Here is a 17,520-nt window from a genome sequence, read left to right on the forward strand (position 1 = left end):
CGGACCGGGCCACCGGCACCGCGGACCCGGCGACGGGCCGGGCCACCGGCGCCGGCATCAGCCCTCCGGACACCGGCACCGCCGCCGCGGCGGACGCGTCCCCGGCCGGGGGCGGCGCACCCCGCTCCGGGTCCGGCCCCGACGGCCAGCGCGCCACGGCCCGCGCCCGCGGCACCAAGGCGCTCCGGGCACTGCCGCCCGTCGCCGCGCTCGGCACGGTCTTCCTCTACCCGCTGGCCCTGCTGGTGTGGCAGTCCTTCACCCCCGAGGACGGCGGGCACTCCACCGCCCCGTACGCCGCCGTCCTCGCCGAGACGTCCTTCCGCGACGCTCTCACCACCACCGTCCTCATCGCGGCCGGCGCCACCCTCGGCGCACTGCTGCTGGGGCTGGTGCTCGCCCTCGTCCTCGCCTTCGTCCCGTTCCCCGGCAGCCGGGCGCTGGGCCGCTTCATCGACGTCTTCCTCGCCTTCCCCTCCTTCCTGATCACCCTCGCCCTGCTGTTCCTCTACGGGACCGTCGGCATGGCCAACGGCCTGTGGACCGACCTGACCGGCGCCGCCACCGGGCCGCTGGATTTCCTGCACACCCCCTGGGGCGTGCTGCTCGCCGAGATCACCTACTTCACCCCGTTCGTGATGCGGCCCCTGCTGGCCGCCTTCTCCCAGGTGGAATCCGGGCAGTTGGAGGCCGCCGCGTCACTGGGCGCCCGGCCCTGGCGGATCGTTCGGAGGGTGATCCTCCCGGAGGCGCTGCCCTCGCTCGCGGCGGGCGGCGCACTCGTCCTGGTCCTGTGCCTCAACGAGTTCGGGATCGTGCTCTTCACCGGCGCCAAGGACGTCGTCACCCTGCCGGTGCTCGTCTACACCAAGGCCCTTCTCGACGGCGACTACACCGGCGCCTGCGTCGTCGCCGTCGTCAACATCGTGCTGTCCGTGGCGCTCTACGCCCTCTACCGGACCGTCGCGTCCCGTACGGGCGGTCCGGGCGCGCGCGGCGGTTCGCGCACAGGAGGTGTGCCGCAACGTGCTGGTGCATAGCAAGGGTGCCCGCCGGGCCGTATGGGCCGTCTTCTTCGTCCTCTTCGTGCCGCTCTTCGCGCTGCCGCTGCTGGTCGTCGTCGTGGCGTCCTTCGCGGGCAGTTGGAGCGGCGCCCTGCCCTCGGGAGCCACCCTGGCGCACTACCGGGACCTCGCGCGCGGCGACGCGACGACCGCGCTGCTGGTCAGCGTGGCGACCGCACTGACGGCGAGCCTCGCCGCGCTCACCGCCGGCACCTGGGCGGCGCTGGCCGCCGAACGCCTGGGCCGGCGCACCCGGCGCCTCGTCGACGCGCTGTTCGTGCTGCCGCTCGCCGTGCCGTCCGTCGCCGTCGGCCTCTCCCTGCTGGTCGCCTTCTCGCAGCCGCCCCTGCTCCTCAACGGCACCCCGCAGATCGTGATCATCGCGCACGCGGTGCTCGTGACCGCCTTCGCCTACCAGTCCGTGACCGCCGCCCTCGCCCGCCTCGACCCGGCGTACGAACAGAGCGCGGCGGGCCTCGGCGCACGCCCCGGATACGTCCTGCGGCGGGTCAAACTGCCGCTGCTGCTGCCGTCGCTCACCGCGGCGGCCGGGCTCTGCTTCGCGCTCTCCATGGGCGAGCTGAGCGCGACGATGATGATCTATCCGCCGGAGTGGCTGCCGCTGCCCGTCCAGATCTTCGCCGCCACCGACCGGGGCTCCCTCTTCGCCGGCGCGGCCCTCGCCGTGGTCCTGATGGCCACCACGCTGCTCGTGCTGCTCGGCGTCTCCCGGATCCGCACCAAGGCCTCATACCGCTGACCCCCGGCGTACCCCTGACCACCGGCGTACCCCTGACCACCGGCGTACCCCTGACCACCGGCGTACCGCCGGCCGCTGCCCTCCGGCCCCCTCCCTCCGGCCGCCGCCTCCCCAAGGAGACCCGCCATGCCCCGCACCCCGAAGCCCCGCCCGCTCGCGCCGGCACGCACGCCCCGCACGCTCGCGACACCCCTCACCGCCTGTGCGGGCGCCGTCACCCTCGCCGCCTCGCTCACCGCCTGCGGCGGCGCCTCGTCCGCCGACCCCGACGCCAAGGAGATCACCGTCTACAGCGCCGACGGCCTCAAGAGCGAGAAGGGCGAAGGCTTCTACGACAGGGTGTTCGCCGACTTCCGGAAGAAGACCGGCATCAAGGTCAACTACGTCGAGAGCGGGTCCGGCGCGGCCGTCCAGCGGCTGGCCCGCGAACGCGCCAACACCAAGGCCGATGTCGTCGTCACCCTCCCGCCGTTCATCCAGCAGGCCGACGGCAAGGGCCTGCTGGACACGTACCGCCCCCAGGGATCCGACCGGGTCGCCGCCGCCGGCAAGGACCCCGGCGGTAAGTGGACCTCGGTCGTCAACAACTACTTCTGCTTCATCTACAACAAGAAGGCGCTCAAGCAGCCCCCCGCCACCTGGCAGGACCTCACCGCTCCCCGCTTCGCCGGCAAACTCCAGTACTCCACGCCCGGCGTCGCGGGCGACGGCACCGCCGTGATCATCAAGGCCCTGCACGACTTCGGCGGCCAGGGCCCGGCCATGAAGTTCCTGGGGAAGCTCCAGGCCAACAACGTCGGGCCGTCCTCCTCCACCGGTCAGCTCGCCCCCAAGACCGACAAGGGCGAACTCCTCGTCGCCAACGGCGACGTCCAGATGAACTACGCCAACATGACGTCGATGCCGAACCAGGGCATCTTCTTCCCCGCGGCCGGGCCCGGCGCCAAGCCCACCACCTTCGCGCTTCCCTACGCCGCCGGCCTCGTCAAGAACGCCCCGCACCGTGCCAACGCCAAGAAGTTCCTGGACTATCTGCTCTCCGAACCGGTCCAGCGGCAGGTCTCCTCGGTCGGCGGCGGCTTCACCTCCCGCAAGGACATCAAGGCCACCGACCCGCACGCCACCGCCCTCGCCAAGATCATGAACGGCGTCGAGATCTTCACCCCGGACTGGAACGACATCGACAAGAACCTCGACTCCTACGTGGACGCCTGGCGAACGGCCACCGGGGGCTGAGCCGGAGCGAGACGCCCCGCCGGCGGGGGCTGCGACGGAGCGAGAAGCGGAGGGGGTCACCGACAGGCCCCGCTGACTTAGGGTGGGGGCGTCGGCCATACGTACGAGACGCGAGTCAGCGCGGCGGTACGCGGCGCGTGCGGGAGACGGCCGACGCCCTGGTCAACACGTACGGCAGGAGTCCGGCAGTGGCAGAGCGCAAGCCGATCGAGTCATGGCTCACCGACATGGACGGCGTCCTGATGCACGAGGGCATCCCGGTCCCCGGGGCGGACGCCTTCATCAAGCGGCTGCGCGAATCGGGCAAGCCCTTCCTCGTCCTGACCAACAACTCCATCTACACCCCGCGTGACCTGCACGCCCGGCTGTCCCGGATCGGCCTGGACGTGCCGTGGGAGTCGATCTGGACATCCGCGCTGGCCACCGCCCAGTTCCTGGACGACCAGCGGCCCGGCGGCACCGCGTACGTCATCGGGGAGGCGGGGCTGACCACCGCCCTGCACGACATCGGCTATGTGCTGACCGACCACGCCCCGGACTATGTGGTCCTCGGCGAGACGCGCACCTACAGCTTCGAGGCGCTGACCAAGGCGATCCGGCTGATCAACGCCGGCGCCCGGTTCATCGCCACCAACCCGGACGAGACCGGCCCGTCGGCCGAGGGCGCGCTGCCCGCGACCGGGTCGGTGGCCGCGCTGATCACCAAGGCGACCGGCGTCGAGCCGTACTTCGTCGGCAAGCCCAACCCGCTCATGATGCGGCACGGCCTCAACGTCATCGGCGCCCACTCCGAGACCTCCGCCATGATCGGCGACCGGATGGACACCGATGTGCTGGCCGGCCTGGAGGCGGGCATGGAGACCTTCCTCGTACTGACCGGGCTGACCCGCCCCGAGGAGGTCGAACGGCACCCGTTCCGCCCCTCCCGCGTCGTCGACTCCATCGCGGACATCGTCGACCTGGTCTGAGGAATCCACCGCGGCCCGGTGCGGAACGCCGCGACCCGGGCCGGGGCTGAGGAACGCGGGGACCTGCGCTTCGTCACGTCCCGGACCGGGGCGTCGTCGGGTCCCGGCCCTGGCTGACCGCCGGCCGGTGATCATCGGGCCGGTCCCGGCCGATCTCACCTGAACGGTGCAGTGCGGGGCGGCAGCGGATGCGGGCGGCCCCGCAGGGGCGGACCTTCGGAGTATTCGGAGGTTCACCATGCGCTCACGGCAACTCACTTTCTGTGCCGCCGTCGCGGCCTGCGCGGTGACGACGGCGCCTGCGTACGCCGGGGACGAGCGCGGCGCCGGTTCCGTCCTGGTCTCGCGGGCCCCCGCCGCGCCGGGCGACGCGGTGACCCTGCACGTCACCGGCTGCGACACCGAGCGGGCAACGGCCCGGTCGTCGGCGTTCGCCGCACCCGCACCGCTCGCCCGGACCGCCGGGGCCCTCACCGGCGACGCCCGGATCAGCGCCGACGCGCCGCCCGGCGCGCACTCCGTGACCGTCGCCTGCCCCGGTGCGCACGGCCGTACGGCGCCCACCACCGGGACCGTGACGGTCGGCGCCCCCGCCGCCGGCCAACCCATAGGGGGAACCCCCACCGCCGACCCCGCACCGGGCGGCGGTCAGGCCACCTCCGGCCACGAACTGAGCAGCACCTCGGCCGTCGGCCTGGTGCTCGCCGGGGGCGCGGTGCTGGTCATCGCGGGCCAACTGCTGCGACTGAGACTGCGGATCCGGCGCGAACGGCAGGGCGGCGGAGATGGTCGATGAGGCCAACGGCGGAGCGGCCACGATGAGCGCAGCGGAGACGACCACCGCGGAGACGAGTGCGGCGGAGACGACCGCCGCGAAGGCGAACACCGCGGAGCGGGGCGTGGAGGGCGGCGGGGGCCGGGCGGCGGGCGCCGCGCCCGGGTCCGGTGAGGGGGGCCGGCCAGGCCCTGGGCAGGGGCAGTTGCTGACCGGAGTGGCATGGGCCGTGCTGCTGCTCGGGCTGTGGTTGTGGGGGAGCGAGGTGACGGCCGGGGTGGCGGCGCAGCTGCCCGCGACCGGTGATGTCGCCGCCGTCGGGCGGCCGTTGGGACAGGCACCGCAGCGTGCCCACGAGCCGGTGGCCGCATCCGACGCGGTCCGGCCACGCCGGATCAGCATCGGCGCGCTCGGTGTGCGTGCCGCCGTCGTCGAAAGCGGCCTCGACGCGAACGGCGAGGTGACCGTGCCGCCGGCGACCTCCCCGGCACTCGTCGGCTGGTACGCCGGCGGCCCGCAGCCGGGTGCGGTGGGCGCCGCGGTCATGGTCGACGAGAGCGCCGCCGCAGGCACCGGCGCGGACGCGGCGAAGCGCACGGGCCCGGACGCCCGCAAACGGCGGGGCGTCTTCCACGGTCTGAGCGGCATCACCCCGGGGGAGCGGGTGGACGTACGGCGCTCGGACGGCAGCACTGCGCAGTTCACCGTTGAGGACGTCCGGCTCTACGACCGCGCGGAATTCGACCCCCGTAAGGCCTACGGCGCCCACGAGCGTGACCGGGCCGAACTGCGCCTGGTCACCGGCGGCGGCACCTTCGATCCCGCACAAGGGGTGTACCGGTCGAAGGTGGTGGTCTCGGCGTACCTGACCGGCCTCCGGCCGGCGGACCGCCAGGGCTGACCGGCTGCCGGAGCCAACCGGGGTGACCCGTGGGCGTCGGCGTCGACGGGCGGGCGTGGGCGTCGGCGTCGGCGGACCGGCCGGGGAGGGCTCATCAGTGGCTCATCAGTGGGTCATCCGCGGCCCAACGGAGGCCCAACGGCGACCCATCGCCCCGTTCCTGCCCGGCGCTCAACACCTTTTCCACAAGCCTTTGTTGCTTATCCACAGGTCGCTTCGAGCGCATGGACGGTGTGCCAGGATGGCTGTGGCCGGGGAGATCCACAGACACACCTTCCCTGTTCCGAGGGGGATCGGACGCGAGGGGAGCGGACATGAGGGGGGACATGAAAGTGAGGGGGCAGCGGATGTACGGCAGTCTTCGGCAGGCACCCGGGACGGGGTCCGAGGCCAGGTCCGGGACCGGGTGCGGCCCGCCCGGCGGGAAGGGCGCCCGGCACCGCCGCGCGGCACTCGGCGCGGCATCGGCGGTCGGCGCACTGCTGCTCAGTGCATGCAGCGGCGCGTCCGACGGCGGCAACGGCGCCCTTCCGCCCAAGCCGTCCCAACGCCCCAAGTCCACCGCGCCGTTCTGGGTCAACCCGGACAGCAAGGCGGCCCGCCAGGTCAGCGCCTACGGCAAGGACGACAAGGCCGCCGACGCCCGGCTCGTGCAGCGGATCGCGGCGCAGCCGGTCGCCGAGTGGATAGGCATCGATGATCCGGAGGGCGAGGCCCGCGGCTTCACCGAAGCGGCCGCCAAGGCGGACCGCGAGGCGCTGCTCGTCCTCTACAACATCCCGCACCGCGACTGCGGCAGCTACTCCCGGGGCGGCGCCTCCGACGGCAACGCCTACCGCGCCTGGCTGGACGGCGTTCTCAAGGGCATCGGCGACCGCCCCACCACCGTCCTCCTGGAGCCCGACGCCCTCCCGCACATCGAGGACAAGTGCACCCCGCAGCAGTTCCACGAGGAGCGCTACGCCCTCCTGACGGAGGCGGTCGGCAAGCTCAAGGGACTGGCGCACACCAAGGTTTATCTGGACGCCGGAAATCCGCACTGGATCAAGGATCCGGGCCGGATGGTCGAACCCCTCAAGCGAGCCGGCATAGCGCAGGCCGACGGCTTCGCACTGAACATCTCCAACTACCAGACCACGCAGGAGAACACGACCTACGGCAAGAAGCTCTCCGCGATGGTCGGCGGCAAGCACTTCGTCATCGACACCAGCCGCAACGGCAACGGCCCCGCGCCCGGTGGCGACGACCCGGAGAACTGGTGCAATCCGCGCGGCCGGGCGCTGGGTACCGCGCCCACCATCAGGACCGGCGATCCACAGGTGGACGCGTATCTGTGGATCAAGCGGCCGGGCGAGTCGGACGGCACCTGCAAGGGCGGCCCCAAGGCCGGTGCCTGGTGGCCGACTTACGCCCGCGAACTGGCCCGCAACGCCGACGGCGCGAAGAAGGGGTAGCGACATCGCGGCGGGTGCCCGGGGCGTCCCCCCGGGCACCGCGCCTGGCGGCTGCGGCTCAGGTCCGCTTGGCGCAGGTCAGCGGCACCTGGCCGCCGCGCACGAGGAACCAGTCGTGACCGGTCTTTCCGCACTTGTTGTACGACTGGGAGTATCCGTTGGCGATGAGGCAGGACCTGAGCTTGTCGCCCTTGTGCACGTAGCGGGTGACGCGGTCGTTCGCGTCCGCCACCGTGTCGCCCTCGTCCGGCATACGGACGGCGACCTTCTTCCCCGTGATCTTGATCGTCGTACAGGCGGCGGTCTTCGGCACCCCGGCCTGCGCGGGCGCCGCCGTGGCAAGGCCGGCCCCCAGCACCGCGAGACCGAACATGCCGGCCACGGAGCACCGGAGAGTACGAGAACGCTTCATGTGTTGTCCTTCATGGTCAGTGAAGAACCCGCCCGAATGGCAGGCGAGTTCACGCTAGCCCCACACGCCTCACCCGCCACAAGCGGGTGCCATGAGACGGACGCACACGAGGCGTCGGGCAGGACCCTCACCCCAGGTTCTTGGCCTGCGGGATCTTGATCCATACCGCCTTGGACGGTGTGCCGTGGTCGTCCACGGCGTTGAGCATGTACCAGCCGGGCGGGACCAGTGACGGGTCCTTGGGGAGGGTCACCGTCACCCCGTCCTTGGTGGTGGTGAAGTCCAGCGCGATCGACCGTTGTTCGATGTTGGTGACGTGGGTGAAGGAGCCGGGCCGCATCAGCCGCATCTTCTTGATCGCTGAGGCGTGCGCGGAGCGGTAGGTGGCGGTGCCGCCGAGGGCGACGGTCCTGGGCCCCGGGTCCTTGAGCGCGGGACGCGAGTCCCGGAAGAGGTACGGCGGTGTGTAGAGGTCGATCTGCTGCTGGAAGACGCCGGGCTTGGTGTTGTCCTTGTCGGCGTAGAGCGAGTCCGACCCGAAGGTCATCACCCGGCCGTCCGGCAGCAGCAGCGCCCCGGAGTGGTAGTTGCGGCCGACGAGCGGATCGGCCACCTGCCGGGAGGTGTTGGCCACCGGGTCGTACAGCTCCGCCTTGAGGATGTTGGAGTCGCTGCGCCCGCGGTAGTCGCCGGAGCCGTTGGTGGTCAGCACGGTGTCGTCCGGCATGATCACGCTGCTCGGGTAGCGCGTCTTGGCGTAGAGGTCGGGGCCGTCCTTGAAGCGTGGGCGGGGGGCGTGCAGATCCACGATGCGGGTCTTGGCCGTCGCGCGCGGGTCCTCGCCGACCCCGCCGCCGCCGAGCACCATGTAGCGCTGTTCCTGGGCGGGCGGCAGCAGTACCGACATCGACGTTTCGAGGATCTTCGGGTCGCTCATGCCGGGCACGGTCTGGAACTTGTTGGACTTCAGGTCCCAGATGCCGGGCGTGCGGCCGATGTTGTCCGGGCCGTAGCCGGCGTTGGATCCGGTGTAGAAGACGCGGCCCTGGTCGGTGAGGAAGAGCGAGGGGTAGGTCGGGAAGAAGCGGGTCTTGGGGAGGTAGGTCCATTTCTTGGTGTTCGGGTCGTAGACCTCGTTCTTGCCGGGCACGACCTGCCCGATCTCGTCCAGGCCGGAGACGGAGAGGACCTTGCCGTCCTGGAGGGAGGTCAGCGTCGGGTACCAGCGGGCTTCGTTCATGGGGTCGACGGGTATGTAGCGCTCGGCCACCGGGTCGAACTCGAACGCGTCCTTGATGCCCTGGAAGTCCTTCTTGTCGAAGGACAGCTTCTGGGCGATGCCGTAGAAGTTGTGGGCGTCGCCGCCGGTCAGGCCGTGGATGCGGTAGTTGTCCTGGGCGCCGGTGGCGTGTGCGTTGCCGTCCTTGAGCGCCTCGACGTAGACCCGGGCCTCGCTGTGGGTGACGGTGACCTTGCCGGTCGCCGGGTCCTTGGTCTTCTTGGCGCGCGGCACCACGACCGGGTCCTTGGAGGTGAACGTCTTGCCGTTCTCCTTGCCGGTGAAGAGCGTGCCGGCCGGGAAGGTCTTGGGGCCGTCCGGGTCCTCGTTGTAGATGATCATGAGGCCGCCGGCCTTCTTCACATCGCCGCCGAGCTTCTCGTAGCGCTGGGTGCCGCCGGCCACCAGCAGGTTTCCGTTCGGCAGCTGGGTGTGCCCGGAGCAGAAGAGGTCCTTGGGGGTGGGGATGTTCTTGAAGGTGTCCTTCTCCGGGTCCCACAGCACCGTACGGAACGACTTCGCCTTGAAGTTGGCGGCGTTGTTGCCCGAGCCCGCCACGAGCAGCACCTTGCCGGTGTGCAGGAGGGCCGCGTGAATGGTGTTGATGCGGTACTTGTCGGGAACGTCGACGGCGTCCCAATGGCCGTTCGACGCCTTGTACTCGGGCTTGTTGATCTTGTACTGGTGGTACTGCTCCGAGGCGAAGCCGTAGAGCGCCGGCCCGTTCATCCCGGCCAGCGCGAGCACCACCGCCGTCGCTATCGCAAGTCTGCGCGTGCGACGGCTCGGACGGTACTTCATGTGTGACGTCCCCCAAGGGCGATCTGCATGGTCTGTTCGGCGGTGGCGGCCGGATCGGCGGCCGGATCGGTGGCCGACCCGGAGTCCCCGGTGGGCTCCGCGGAGGCGTCCGGAGCGGTGTCCGGAGCGGCGTCCGCGGTGGTCGTGCCGGGTGCGGCGGCCGTGGCCCCCGTGGTGCCGGCCCTCCGCCGCCGCTTCTCCCCGCGTACGGTCAGCCGCCAGGCGACGATCGGGGCGGCGGTGATCAGCAGGGCGAGCACCGCCCAGGTGATCATCGCCGGGTGGCTGTGGCCGAGGACGAACGAGGCGCCCAGCGAGCCGCCGAAGACGAGGAGGAAGAAGAGGTGCACCCGGAACGTCCCGAAGAGGGTGTCCGGACTCGACGAATCGCCCTTCGGCGTCACCACGAACTTGCTCTTGCGGCGCAGTACGGCATCGAAGAGCGAGCGGGCGTAAATGGGCGCCGACAGCGCGGACATCACCATGCCGGCGATCCCGCCGGAGCCCTCCGGTTCGTGCGGTGAGACATTGTGCCGGCGATTCCAGATGTACAGCCCGATCTGGAGCGCGGACGCATTGCCGTAGAGCATCATCCACACCGCGGGATCGATCTGCACACCCGAGGCGCCCAGACCCAGGAACAGCGCGCAACTGAGCGCCGCCAGAATCCAGTTCAGCGCCGACATCGGATAGAAGATCACCATCATGGTGTAGTTGAAGAACCGGCCGGGCGGCAGCGTGAAGGGCGCCTTCCAGAACTGCTTGAGGATCGTCTCGTACGTCCCGCGTGACCAGCGCAGCTGCTGGGTGAAGAAGTCCGTCCAGGCCGTGGGGCCCTCGCCGACGGCGAGCACGTCCGGGGTGTAGACCGAACGCCACTTCTTTCCGGTCTGCGGGTTGCGGTGCCGGTGCATCTCGAAGCCGGTCGCCATGTCCTCGGTTATCGAGTCGTACAGCCCGCCGATCTGTTTCAGCGCGCTGATGCGTACGGCATTGGACGTGCCGACGAACATCGGTGCGCCGTAGCGGTTACCGGCCCGCTGGATCAGTGCGTGAAAGAGGAATTGCTGTGATTCGGCGGCCTTGGTGACGAAGGTGTCGTAATTTCCGTACACCTGCGGTCCGATGACGAATCCGACATCCGGGTCGCGGAAGAAACCCAGCATCCGTTCCAGGTAATTGGGCAGCGGGACATGGTCGGTGTCCACGGAGGCGAAGTAGTCGTAGGCGTCACCGTGCGCCTGCAGCCAGGCGTTGTAGTTGCCGTGCTTGGTCTTGGCGCGGTGCGGGCCCTTCGGCTGGTTCCACTGCGGCACGCCCTTGCGGGTGAAGTGGTGGACGCCGAGCCGCCGGCAGACCTCTTTCACCTCCGGGTCGTCGCCCTCGTCCAGCAGCCAGATGTGCAGCAGCCCGCGGTGGCGCAGCTTGACCGCCGCCTCCAGCGTCTTCGTCACCATGGCGAGGGGTTCCTTGCCGGGTACGAACGAGGTGAGGAAGGCGACGCGGGTGCCGTTCTCCGGCACGACGGGGACGGGGTCGCGGGCGACGAGGGTGGCGTGCGCGTTGGAGAGGACGTTCATGCAGCGGAAGAACTCGATCAGCCCGATCGCGACCAGCATGACGACGTCCAGCACGGGCAGGAAGTCGTAGGCGGGGTAGTCGCGTTCGGTCCAGTGGGCCGGCTGCATCAGCCAGGCCAGCAGTCCCAGCGAGACCAGGGGCGCGGCGCCGAGCAGCAGTGCCGCCCGGATGCGGTGCGGCTCATCGGCCAGCAGGGAGCGGTAGCGGACCTTGTAGGGCTTGTCCGGGTCGGGCCGGGTGAGCGGCCCGGCCAGCCGGCTGTAGTGCTCGTAGTCATAGCGCGGCAAGGGCTTTTGCTGGGCCCGCCGCTGCCGGAGCTGACGTGGCACGCGCAGGCGTGTCGTCGCGGACGGGTCGAACGAGTGCTGCGGCCTGGCGCCCTCAGGCGGCGACGTCATGAGTCCATCCCCCCGCACGCAACACCCGCTGCGTGCCGTCTGCTGATGGCCCGAGTCCCGGTCCCCCTCGACCGACTCGGGCTCACTGGTGTCGGCCGCCCACGCCGTGAGACGGAGCCAGCCGTCTCACGGTTGCACGATGAACGCCCGGCCATCCTCCCAGTGCGTCGCGGCGCCCGCCCCCGCGCGAGGGGAGCCGGGTCATCCGCCGGCTTTTCGATCCGTCAACTTCGTGGTAGTCGCGCCCTGTCAGGCCCGGGGCCGCGCTCAGCGTTCCGGACGGCACCCATGATCGCAAGATCGAAAGGAGAGACTTACGGACAACACCGACCAATCCGGGACGCTTCGCCTCGCGGGGCGTATTACTGCGTGGGGGAACTGCGCAATCTCAGACGGATGTTGTCGAAATGTGTTCGCACGGCCCGCTCCGCCCGCACCGCGTCCCCGGCGCGCACGGCCGCCACGATCTCCTGATGCTGCCGCCAGGTGCTCCGCGGATCCGCCGTCGTCGCCACCAGATCGGTACGCACCCGGTGAAATGCCTCCCAGAACGCGTCCAGCACCTCGCTGAGCAGCGGGTTCGCCAGGCCCCGGTAGAGCGCGGCATGAAAGGCCCGGTCCGTTCCCGCCGCCACCGCCCCGTCCGCGGCCTCCCGCCCCATCTGCGCCACCAAACCGTCCAGTTCGGCGAGATCCTCGTCACACGCCCGTCCCGCGAGTCGCGCGATCAGCCCCGTCTCCACCGCCTCCCGCAGCTCCAGCAACTGCCGCAGGCTGTCCTCGCCGCGCAGATGCCCCGCCACCGTCCGGAACGCCAGCCCCTCACTCATCGGCGCCATCGACATCGGTCCGACATACGTCCCGAACCCGTGCCGGATATCCACGATGCCCATCGCCTGCAGCGCCTTGAGCGCCTCCCGTACGGAGTTCCGGCTCACCCCCAGCAGGGCCATCAGCTCCGGCTCGGTGGGCAACGCGGCACCGGACGCCAGCCGTTGGTCGATGATCAGCCTCTTGATCCGGTCCTGAATATCGCGTGCCATGCGGTGACTCTGCACCGGGGGGAGGGTTTTGACCAGCGAGGGGGCGGTTTCCGGTGCGGCGTACGGGGGCGTCGGCGAGCGGCCCCAACGGTCAAGAACGAGAAGGGCGCGGGTAAGGTCCGCCCCCGGATGGCGTCGTGAAGTGGGTGAACACGCAGAGGAGACCCAGGTGAACAGGCTCGGCAGCAGCGCCGGCGCGACCCTCCTCGGCCGCTGCGTCGCCGTCGTCGGGACGGCCGCACTCGTCGCGCTCACGGGCGGCTGGCTCTTCCTGGGCGCGGGCCCGCGGCGTGCGGCCGTGGTGTGGGTCGCGCTCGCCGCGCTCGCCGGGGCTGTCCTGGCGGTTGCCGGCTACGTCCTGCGGGTCGGCCGGGTCACTCCCGCGCGCGGGTACGCACTGGCGCTGGACGCGGTGCGCGACCCCGCGGCGCGGCCGGACCCCGCGGTACCCGCCAGGCTGCACGGATCCGGCTGGACCTGGGCCAGGATCACCGCCCTCGCCGTCGCCCTGGGCACCGCGCCGGTGCTGTTCTTCAGCCTGGGCGCGGGCGCACCGGACCGCGGCGAGACCGCCGGCCGGATCGTCGGCGCCCACTATGTGATCAAGGAACTGCCGGTCGTGGCCGTCGCCCGTGTGGAGCGCGCGGGAAGCAGCCCCCGCGCGTCGTCCGAGGCCGACTACACCGTCCGGCTGCCGTCGGCCGAGGGCGGTACGGGCGTACCCGCCACCTTCCGGGCGGAGGTCTCCCGGGGCGTCGCCGAGGTGGGTGACACCTTCCCCGTCGCCTACGTCCCCGGTCACCCGCAGTGGGGTGCGGTCGGCGCCACCGGCCGGTCGTATGTCCAGGCGCAGCTCGACGGCCGCGCCCTCGGCCGCGGCGGTTACCTCGCCGCCGCAGTCTGGGCGGTCCTCGCCGTGCTGATGGTGGGCAGCGCAACCGCCATCGCCTCCCTGCCGCGCCGGGCCCGGCGGGTCCAAGGGGACTGGGTCGCGCTGCGTGCCACGGCGACCGGCGTGGCGGAACACGTCGAACCGCCGTCCGGTGCCGGCTCCGGTGAGGGCGGCGCGAAGAGCACCTCGCGTTACCCGTGCCTGACCCTGCACACCGGGACGGGCGAGGTTCCGCTGCGTCTGGCCGCGTCGCACCGGCGTGCCGCCCCGGTGCTCGTCGGCAGCGAAGGCTGGCTGGTGTGGGACCCCGCCGCGTCCCAGGGCAGGGCCGCCGCGGAATTCCTGGCGGACGCGGGCTGGCAGCTGCCGGGGCGGGTCCCGGCAGCCGAGGCCGCCCGGGTCGCCGCCCTGCCGCGCGGCCCGGTCCCCGTCGACCCGGGGCGCCGGGTCCGGCTGCTGGAACTCGGCAGCCTCTGGCCGCGCACGGTGCCGGCCGCCGTACTGCTCGGCACGACCGTCTCGGTGGCGGCCGCGGGCGCGCTGCTGCTCCCGGCCGGCGGCGGCTGGCGGATCTGGGTGGCCGTCGCGGGTGTGCTCGCCCCGCTGCTGGTCTGGGTGTCCACCCTGGCCGAGGCGGACCCGAAGCCCGAAGCGCAGGTCAGCGGCGCGCCGACCGGCTGACATCCGGATGCGGCACCCCGACTGAGGCGTACGGCGCATCGACTGGGCGTACGGCGCGACGACGGAGATGCGTGGCACAACGACTGAGGCCCCTCGCGATGCGAGGGGCCTCAGTGTGACGTGCGCCGCCAGGGACTCGAACCCCGGACCCGCTGATTAAGAGTCAGCTGCTCTAACCAACTGAGCTAGCGGCGCGCGCTGACCTGAAGAACTTTACACGAACTCCAGAGGTGCTCCGTACCCCCGGCCGGCCTACCCACGCAGGCACCCCGGTGTGACCCGCCTCACTCGCGCCGGGCCCCTCATGCCGCCTTGATCGCCGCCGGGAATTCCTCGCGGTACGGGCCGGAAGTCCCGCCATCTCGGGACCTTCGCCCCGCGAGTTGCCCGAATTGGTCTGTGAAGATCGAGTTCGTAGTCGTAGATCATCAGTTGCACCGTCAACATGCGGTATCTCCCGCCAGTTGAGAGGCTGAGTGAGCGCCAGGGGAGCGCACCGACCGGTCCGGAGGGAACGGAAATGGCACAGCCGGGAACGTCGTACGCGGCAGGCGGATACGGAAACGGGCACGCCGTGAAGCGCCGCCTCCGCCTCCCGGCCGGTCATGGCGTCCGTCACTCCTTCGGGCCGTCCGGCAACCTCCCCCCGCGTCGCAGCGTCTGCTAGGACGCGCGCCCCGGACCCGGGCCCCCGGGACTCGCCCCTCCGTCGGAAAGGTTGATCGTCATGGTGTCGACAGCCAAGCGCACCCTTGAGATGCGGCTCCTGCTCGGGCCGGACGAAACGGTCCCGGTGGCGGGCCGGTTCAGCTACCGCAGCGACCGCCCTTTCGAGGTCGAGGTCGCCTTCATCGTCCGCGGCCGCACCGCCGCGACCTGGCTGTTCGCCCGCGAGCTGCTGCTGGCGGGGCTGCGCGACGAGGCGGGGGAGGGCGACGTACGGGTCTGGCCCTTCCGTGAGCTGGGCGGACAGCGCCGCGTGCACATCGAACTGTCCACGGACGACAGCGTCTGTGAGCTGTCGGTGCGCACGACGGAGCTGACGGCGTGGCTGGAGCAGACGGTGGCGATCGTGCCGCCCGGAGACGAGGACCGGTACCTCGACATGGACACCCATCTGGCCCGGCTGTTCGCGGGGAAGAGCTGATGACGACGACCGCGACGACCGATACGACCGATACGGCCGATACGGCCGATACGGCCGATACGGCCGATACGGCCGCACCCGGCGCCGGCCCCGGCCCCGGCGCCGACTCCGGTCTCCGCATACCGCAGGCGCGGGGTGCCGAGAGCCGGGCGGCCGGCTCCGCCTCCGGTTTCCCCGCGCCGCACGATCCCCGGGCGCACGGCTTCCTGCCCGAGCGGCCCCCGGTCCGTTCCATGATCGGGACCTGGACCCGGCTCGACGCCCTCGCCCGCGCGGCAGCCGTCGCCCCCGGTCACGAAAGCGCCGTCGAGCTCGTGGCGCGCGCGCACCGCGCGAAGGAGCTGAGCGCCCTGCGGCAGCGGGTCTCCCGGCTCTCGCCGCGCAATGCCGAGGCGGCCGCGATGCGGGTCGCGGTGATCGCGGTGTCCTGCGGCTGGAGCGGGCTCGACCCGGTTGCGCCCGCCGCCCGGCAGGTCGCCGACGAGGCGTTCCTCGACCTGTGGGCGGCCGTCGCGCACCGCATCGACCACGACCAGTTCGTCGCGCTGCCCACCCTCGCGCTGCACAACTGGGCGCCCGAACGAAAACCGCGCCGGCACATCCCCATCGACCAGCTGGCCCGTACGGAAGCGCTGGTCCCCATCATCCGCTGGGCGCCGGAGGGCCGGCCGCTGTGCCGGCTGGACCGGCTGATGCTGGCCGCGACCCGGCTCGAAGCGCACGGAATCTGGCTCTTCCGGCTCGCGGAGACCCTCGCCGGCCGCTCTCCCGACGACTCCTCCACCCCGACGGCCCTGCGCCGCCTGGTCCGTATCCAGCACTCCCTGCGCGCCCAGCTGCACTCCGAGGCGGCCGGTCTGGCGGCCGCCCCGGCGACCGCGCAGCAGCGCGCGGTGCTCGGTGCGCTCGCCGAACAGGGCGCCCTGGAACCGCCGGTGCTCCAGGCCGCGGACGCGGTGCTGGGGATCGGCGGCCGCCGGATGGGGGAGGGCAGGCGGCAGCTCGTACGCCGGCATCTGCCGGTGCAGCACCGGGCCTGGCTCAGCGCGATGGACCGGCACTGCGCTCCGGTCCGCACCCTCGCGCACCGCGGCGGGCCGGATGCCGCCGTCTATCGCGAGGCCCAGGAATCCTTGATCGCCCTCCGCCGGACGTACCAGGCACTGGTGCACGCCGCCGTCCGCCCGGCGGCGGGCCCGCTCACCGCCGCCGCCTGAGCGTCGCCGCCGAGGGGGCGGAGGCGCGGCGGCAGGGGCGTGGTTATTGGTCTGGACATGCTCTGGACATGACCAACGTCCCTTACTAGTCTGCCATTTGGTCTAGACCGCATCTCCTGCACTTCACGCAGCTCACGGAACTTCCCCCCATGTTCTTCAGGAGCGAAGCATGCGCAAAAGGATCAGTGCGGCCGTGGTCGGCCTGGGCATCGTCGGCGTCTCCTTCCTTTCGACGGGCAGCGCCTCCAGCCACGGCTACAGCGACGCACCCCCCAGTCGGCAGGCGCTCTGCGCCGCGGGCACCGTCAAGGACTGCGGCGCGATCCAGTACGAACCGCAGAGCGTCGAGGCGCCCAAGGGCTTCCCCGGCGCCGGTCCCGCCGACGGCAAGATCTGTTCCGGCGGCCACGAGAACTACGCCGAGCTGGACGACCCGCGCGGCGGCAAGTGGCCGGGCACCAAGCTCTCCCCGGGGCAGGCCTACACCTTCACCTGGCGGCTGACCGCACGTCATTCCACCACCGACTTCGAGTACTTCATCACCAAGGACAGCTACGACCCGAGCAAGCCGCTGACCCGCGCCGACCTCGAACCGGAGCCGTTCATGACGGTGCCGATGGGCGGCGAGCAGCCGGGTGAGACGGTGCAGCACCAGGGCACCGTGCCGACCCAGAAGTCCGGCCGGCACATCGTCCTCGGCGTCTGGAACATCGCCGACACGGGCAACGCCTTCTACGCCTGCTCGGACGTCGACATCTCCTGACCGCCCGTCCGCGGTTGCCGAACCACCCTGCGCCTCTCGCTTTCTGACGTAACGTCAACTAGCCTGCGGCGCCATGGCAGCCAAGGGCACCCGCGGCAGGAACGGCACCAGCGGCAGCAACGGCCCCGGCGCAGGCAGCGCCGGGGCC

The 17,520-nt window shown here is 71.4% G+C and carries 15 protein-coding genes and 1 tRNA gene; 11 read left to right on the plus strand and 5 right to left on the minus strand.

What is annotated here, in order from left to right; genetic code table 11:
- Window positions 1-56 precede the first annotated feature (56 nt).
- The 7 genes from ACIRQ7_RS28065 to ACIRQ7_RS28095 all read left to right on the plus strand — a co-directional run bounded on the left by ACIRQ7_RS28065 (window position 57) and on the right by ACIRQ7_RS28095 (window position 7,158).
- Window positions 57-1,040, plus strand: a complete 984-nt coding sequence (locus tag ACIRQ7_RS28065) for a 2-aminoethylphosphonate ABC transporter permease subunit (protein WP_404265625.1) — start codon at window positions 57-59, stop codon at window positions 1,038-1,040.
- The gene (locus ACIRQ7_RS28070; RefSeq protein ID WP_404265436.1) at window positions 1,027-1,824 is read left to right on the plus strand and encodes an ABC transporter permease; all 798 of its coding nucleotides are present in this window, start codon (window positions 1,027-1,029) and stop codon (window positions 1,822-1,824) included. Before ACIRQ7_RS28065 ends, ACIRQ7_RS28070 begins: the two co-directional genes overlap by 14 nt.
- A gap of 126 nt (window positions 1,825-1,950) precedes the next feature.
- The gene (locus ACIRQ7_RS28075) at window positions 1,951-3,060 is read left to right on the plus strand and encodes a 2-aminoethylphosphonate ABC transporter substrate-binding protein (protein WP_404265437.1); all 1,110 of its coding nucleotides are present in this window, start codon (window positions 1,951-1,953) and stop codon (window positions 3,058-3,060) included.
- Window positions 3,061-3,248: 188 nt separating this feature from the next.
- On the plus strand, window positions 3,249-4,028 hold the full coding sequence (locus ACIRQ7_RS28080; protein ID WP_401469721.1) for an HAD-IIA family hydrolase: 780 nt from the start codon (window positions 3,249-3,251) through the stop codon (window positions 4,026-4,028).
- A 238-nt stretch (window positions 4,029-4,266) separates the two neighbouring features.
- Window positions 4,267-4,824, plus strand: a complete 558-nt coding sequence (locus tag ACIRQ7_RS28085) for a hypothetical protein (RefSeq protein WP_404265438.1) — start codon at window positions 4,267-4,269, stop codon at window positions 4,822-4,824.
- A 22-nt stretch (window positions 4,825-4,846) separates the two neighbouring features.
- Window positions 4,847-5,704, plus strand: a complete 858-nt coding sequence (locus ACIRQ7_RS28090; protein WP_404265439.1) for a sortase domain-bontaining protein — start codon at window positions 4,847-4,849, stop codon at window positions 5,702-5,704.
- Between the two features lie 347 nt (window positions 5,705-6,051).
- Window positions 6,052-7,158, plus strand: coding sequence for a glycoside hydrolase family 6 protein (locus ACIRQ7_RS28095; protein ID WP_404265440.1), 1,107 nt, complete (start codon window positions 6,052-6,054; stop codon window positions 7,156-7,158).
- A 58-nt stretch (window positions 7,159-7,216) separates the two neighbouring features.
- On the opposite strand, the gene ACIRQ7_RS28100 is transcribed toward ACIRQ7_RS28095, so the two are convergent.
- From ACIRQ7_RS28100 to ACIRQ7_RS28115, 4 genes are all read right to left on the minus strand, one after another.
- Window positions 7,217-7,570, minus strand: a complete 354-nt coding sequence (locus tag ACIRQ7_RS28100; protein ID WP_404265441.1) for a hypothetical protein — start codon at window positions 7,568-7,570, stop codon at window positions 7,217-7,219.
- Window positions 7,571-7,697: 127 nt separating this feature from the next.
- On the minus strand, window positions 7,698-9,650 hold the full coding sequence (locus ACIRQ7_RS28105; RefSeq protein WP_404265442.1) for a galactose oxidase-like domain-containing protein: 1,953 nt from the start codon (window positions 9,648-9,650) through the stop codon (window positions 7,698-7,700).
- Complete coding sequence (locus ACIRQ7_RS28110) at window positions 9,647-11,629, minus strand: glycosyltransferase family 2 protein (protein WP_404265443.1); 1,983 nt, start codon at window positions 11,627-11,629, stop codon at window positions 9,647-9,649. Before ACIRQ7_RS28110 ends, ACIRQ7_RS28105 begins: the two co-directional genes overlap by 4 nt.
- Before the next feature lie 362 nt (window positions 11,630-11,991).
- Window positions 11,992-12,672: a FadR/GntR family transcriptional regulator gene (locus ACIRQ7_RS28115; protein ID WP_404265445.1), complete on the minus strand. Its 681-nt coding sequence runs from the start codon at window positions 12,670-12,672 to the stop codon at window positions 11,992-11,994.
- Between the two features lie 169 nt (window positions 12,673-12,841).
- On the opposite strand from ACIRQ7_RS28115, the gene ACIRQ7_RS28120 reads away from it, so the two are divergent.
- A complete protein-coding gene (locus ACIRQ7_RS28120; RefSeq protein ID WP_404265446.1) occupies window positions 12,842-14,245 on the plus strand; it encodes a hypothetical protein in 1,404 nt (467 codons plus the stop codon).
- 121 nt (window positions 14,246-14,366) lie between these two features.
- Here the strand turns inward: ACIRQ7_RS28120 and ACIRQ7_RS28125 are convergent.
- Window positions 14,367-14,440 (minus strand) — tRNA-Lys (locus ACIRQ7_RS28125).
- 532 nt (window positions 14,441-14,972) lie between these two features.
- Here ACIRQ7_RS28125 and ACIRQ7_RS28130 point away from each other — a divergent pair.
- From ACIRQ7_RS28130 to ACIRQ7_RS28140, 3 genes are all read left to right on the plus strand, one after another.
- Window positions 14,973-15,392: an SsgA family sporulation/cell division regulator gene (locus ACIRQ7_RS28130; protein WP_401469747.1), complete on the plus strand. Its 420-nt coding sequence runs from the start codon at window positions 14,973-14,975 to the stop codon at window positions 15,390-15,392.
- Complete coding sequence (locus tag ACIRQ7_RS28135; RefSeq protein WP_404265447.1) at window positions 15,392-16,609, plus strand: hypothetical protein; 1,218 nt, start codon at window positions 15,392-15,394, stop codon at window positions 16,607-16,609. The genes ACIRQ7_RS28130 and ACIRQ7_RS28135 overlap by 1 nt, the downstream gene beginning before the upstream one ends.
- Window positions 16,610-16,778: 169 nt before the next feature.
- Complete coding sequence (locus ACIRQ7_RS28140) at window positions 16,779-17,372, plus strand: lytic polysaccharide monooxygenase (RefSeq protein WP_404265448.1); 594 nt, start codon at window positions 16,779-16,781, stop codon at window positions 17,370-17,372.
- The last annotated feature ends 148 nt before the right edge of the window (window positions 17,373-17,520 follow it).

This window comes from Streptomyces sp. NPDC101393 (assembly GCF_044767385.1).
GTDB lineage: Bacteria > Actinomycetota > Actinomycetes > Streptomycetales > Streptomycetaceae > Streptomyces.

What these genes read in the sequence shown, in the direction of transcription:
- ACIRQ7_RS28075 (WP_404265437.1), top strand. Translation starts at nt 1,951, where the DNA reads ATGCCCCGCACCCCGAAGCCCCGCCCGCTCGCGCCGGCACGCACGCCC.
- ACIRQ7_RS28085 (WP_404265438.1), top strand. Translation starts at nt 4,267, where the DNA reads ATGCGCTCACGGCAACTCACTTTCTGTGCCGCCGTCGCGGCCTGCGCG.
- ACIRQ7_RS28090 (WP_404265439.1), top strand. Translation starts at nt 4,847, where the DNA reads ATGAGCGCAGCGGAGACGACCACCGCGGAGACGAGTGCGGCGGAGACG.
- ACIRQ7_RS28095 (WP_404265440.1), top strand. Translation starts at nt 6,052, where the DNA reads ATGTACGGCAGTCTTCGGCAGGCACCCGGGACGGGGTCCGAGGCCAGG.
- ACIRQ7_RS28100 (WP_404265441.1), bottom strand. Translation starts at nt 7,570, where the DNA reads ATGAAGCGTTCTCGTACTCTCCGGTGCTCCGTGGCCGGCATGTTCGGT.
- ACIRQ7_RS28105 (WP_404265442.1), bottom strand. Translation starts at nt 9,650, where the DNA reads ATGAAGTACCGTCCGAGCCGTCGCACGCGCAGACTTGCGATAGCGACG.
- ACIRQ7_RS28110 (WP_404265443.1), bottom strand. Translation starts at nt 11,629, where the DNA reads ATGACGTCGCCGCCTGAGGGCGCCAGGCCGCAGCACTCGTTCGACCCG.
- ACIRQ7_RS28115 (WP_404265445.1), bottom strand. Translation starts at nt 12,672, where the DNA reads ATGGCACGCGATATTCAGGACCGGATCAAGAGGCTGATCATCGACCAA.
- ACIRQ7_RS28130 (WP_401469747.1), top strand. Translation starts at nt 14,973, where the DNA reads ATGGTGTCGACAGCCAAGCGCACCCTTGAGATGCGGCTCCTGCTCGGG.
- ACIRQ7_RS28135 (WP_404265447.1), top strand. Translation starts at nt 15,392, where the DNA reads ATGACGACGACCGCGACGACCGATACGACCGATACGGCCGATACGGCC.
- ACIRQ7_RS28140 (WP_404265448.1), top strand. Translation starts at nt 16,779, where the DNA reads ATGCGCAAAAGGATCAGTGCGGCCGTGGTCGGCCTGGGCATCGTCGGC.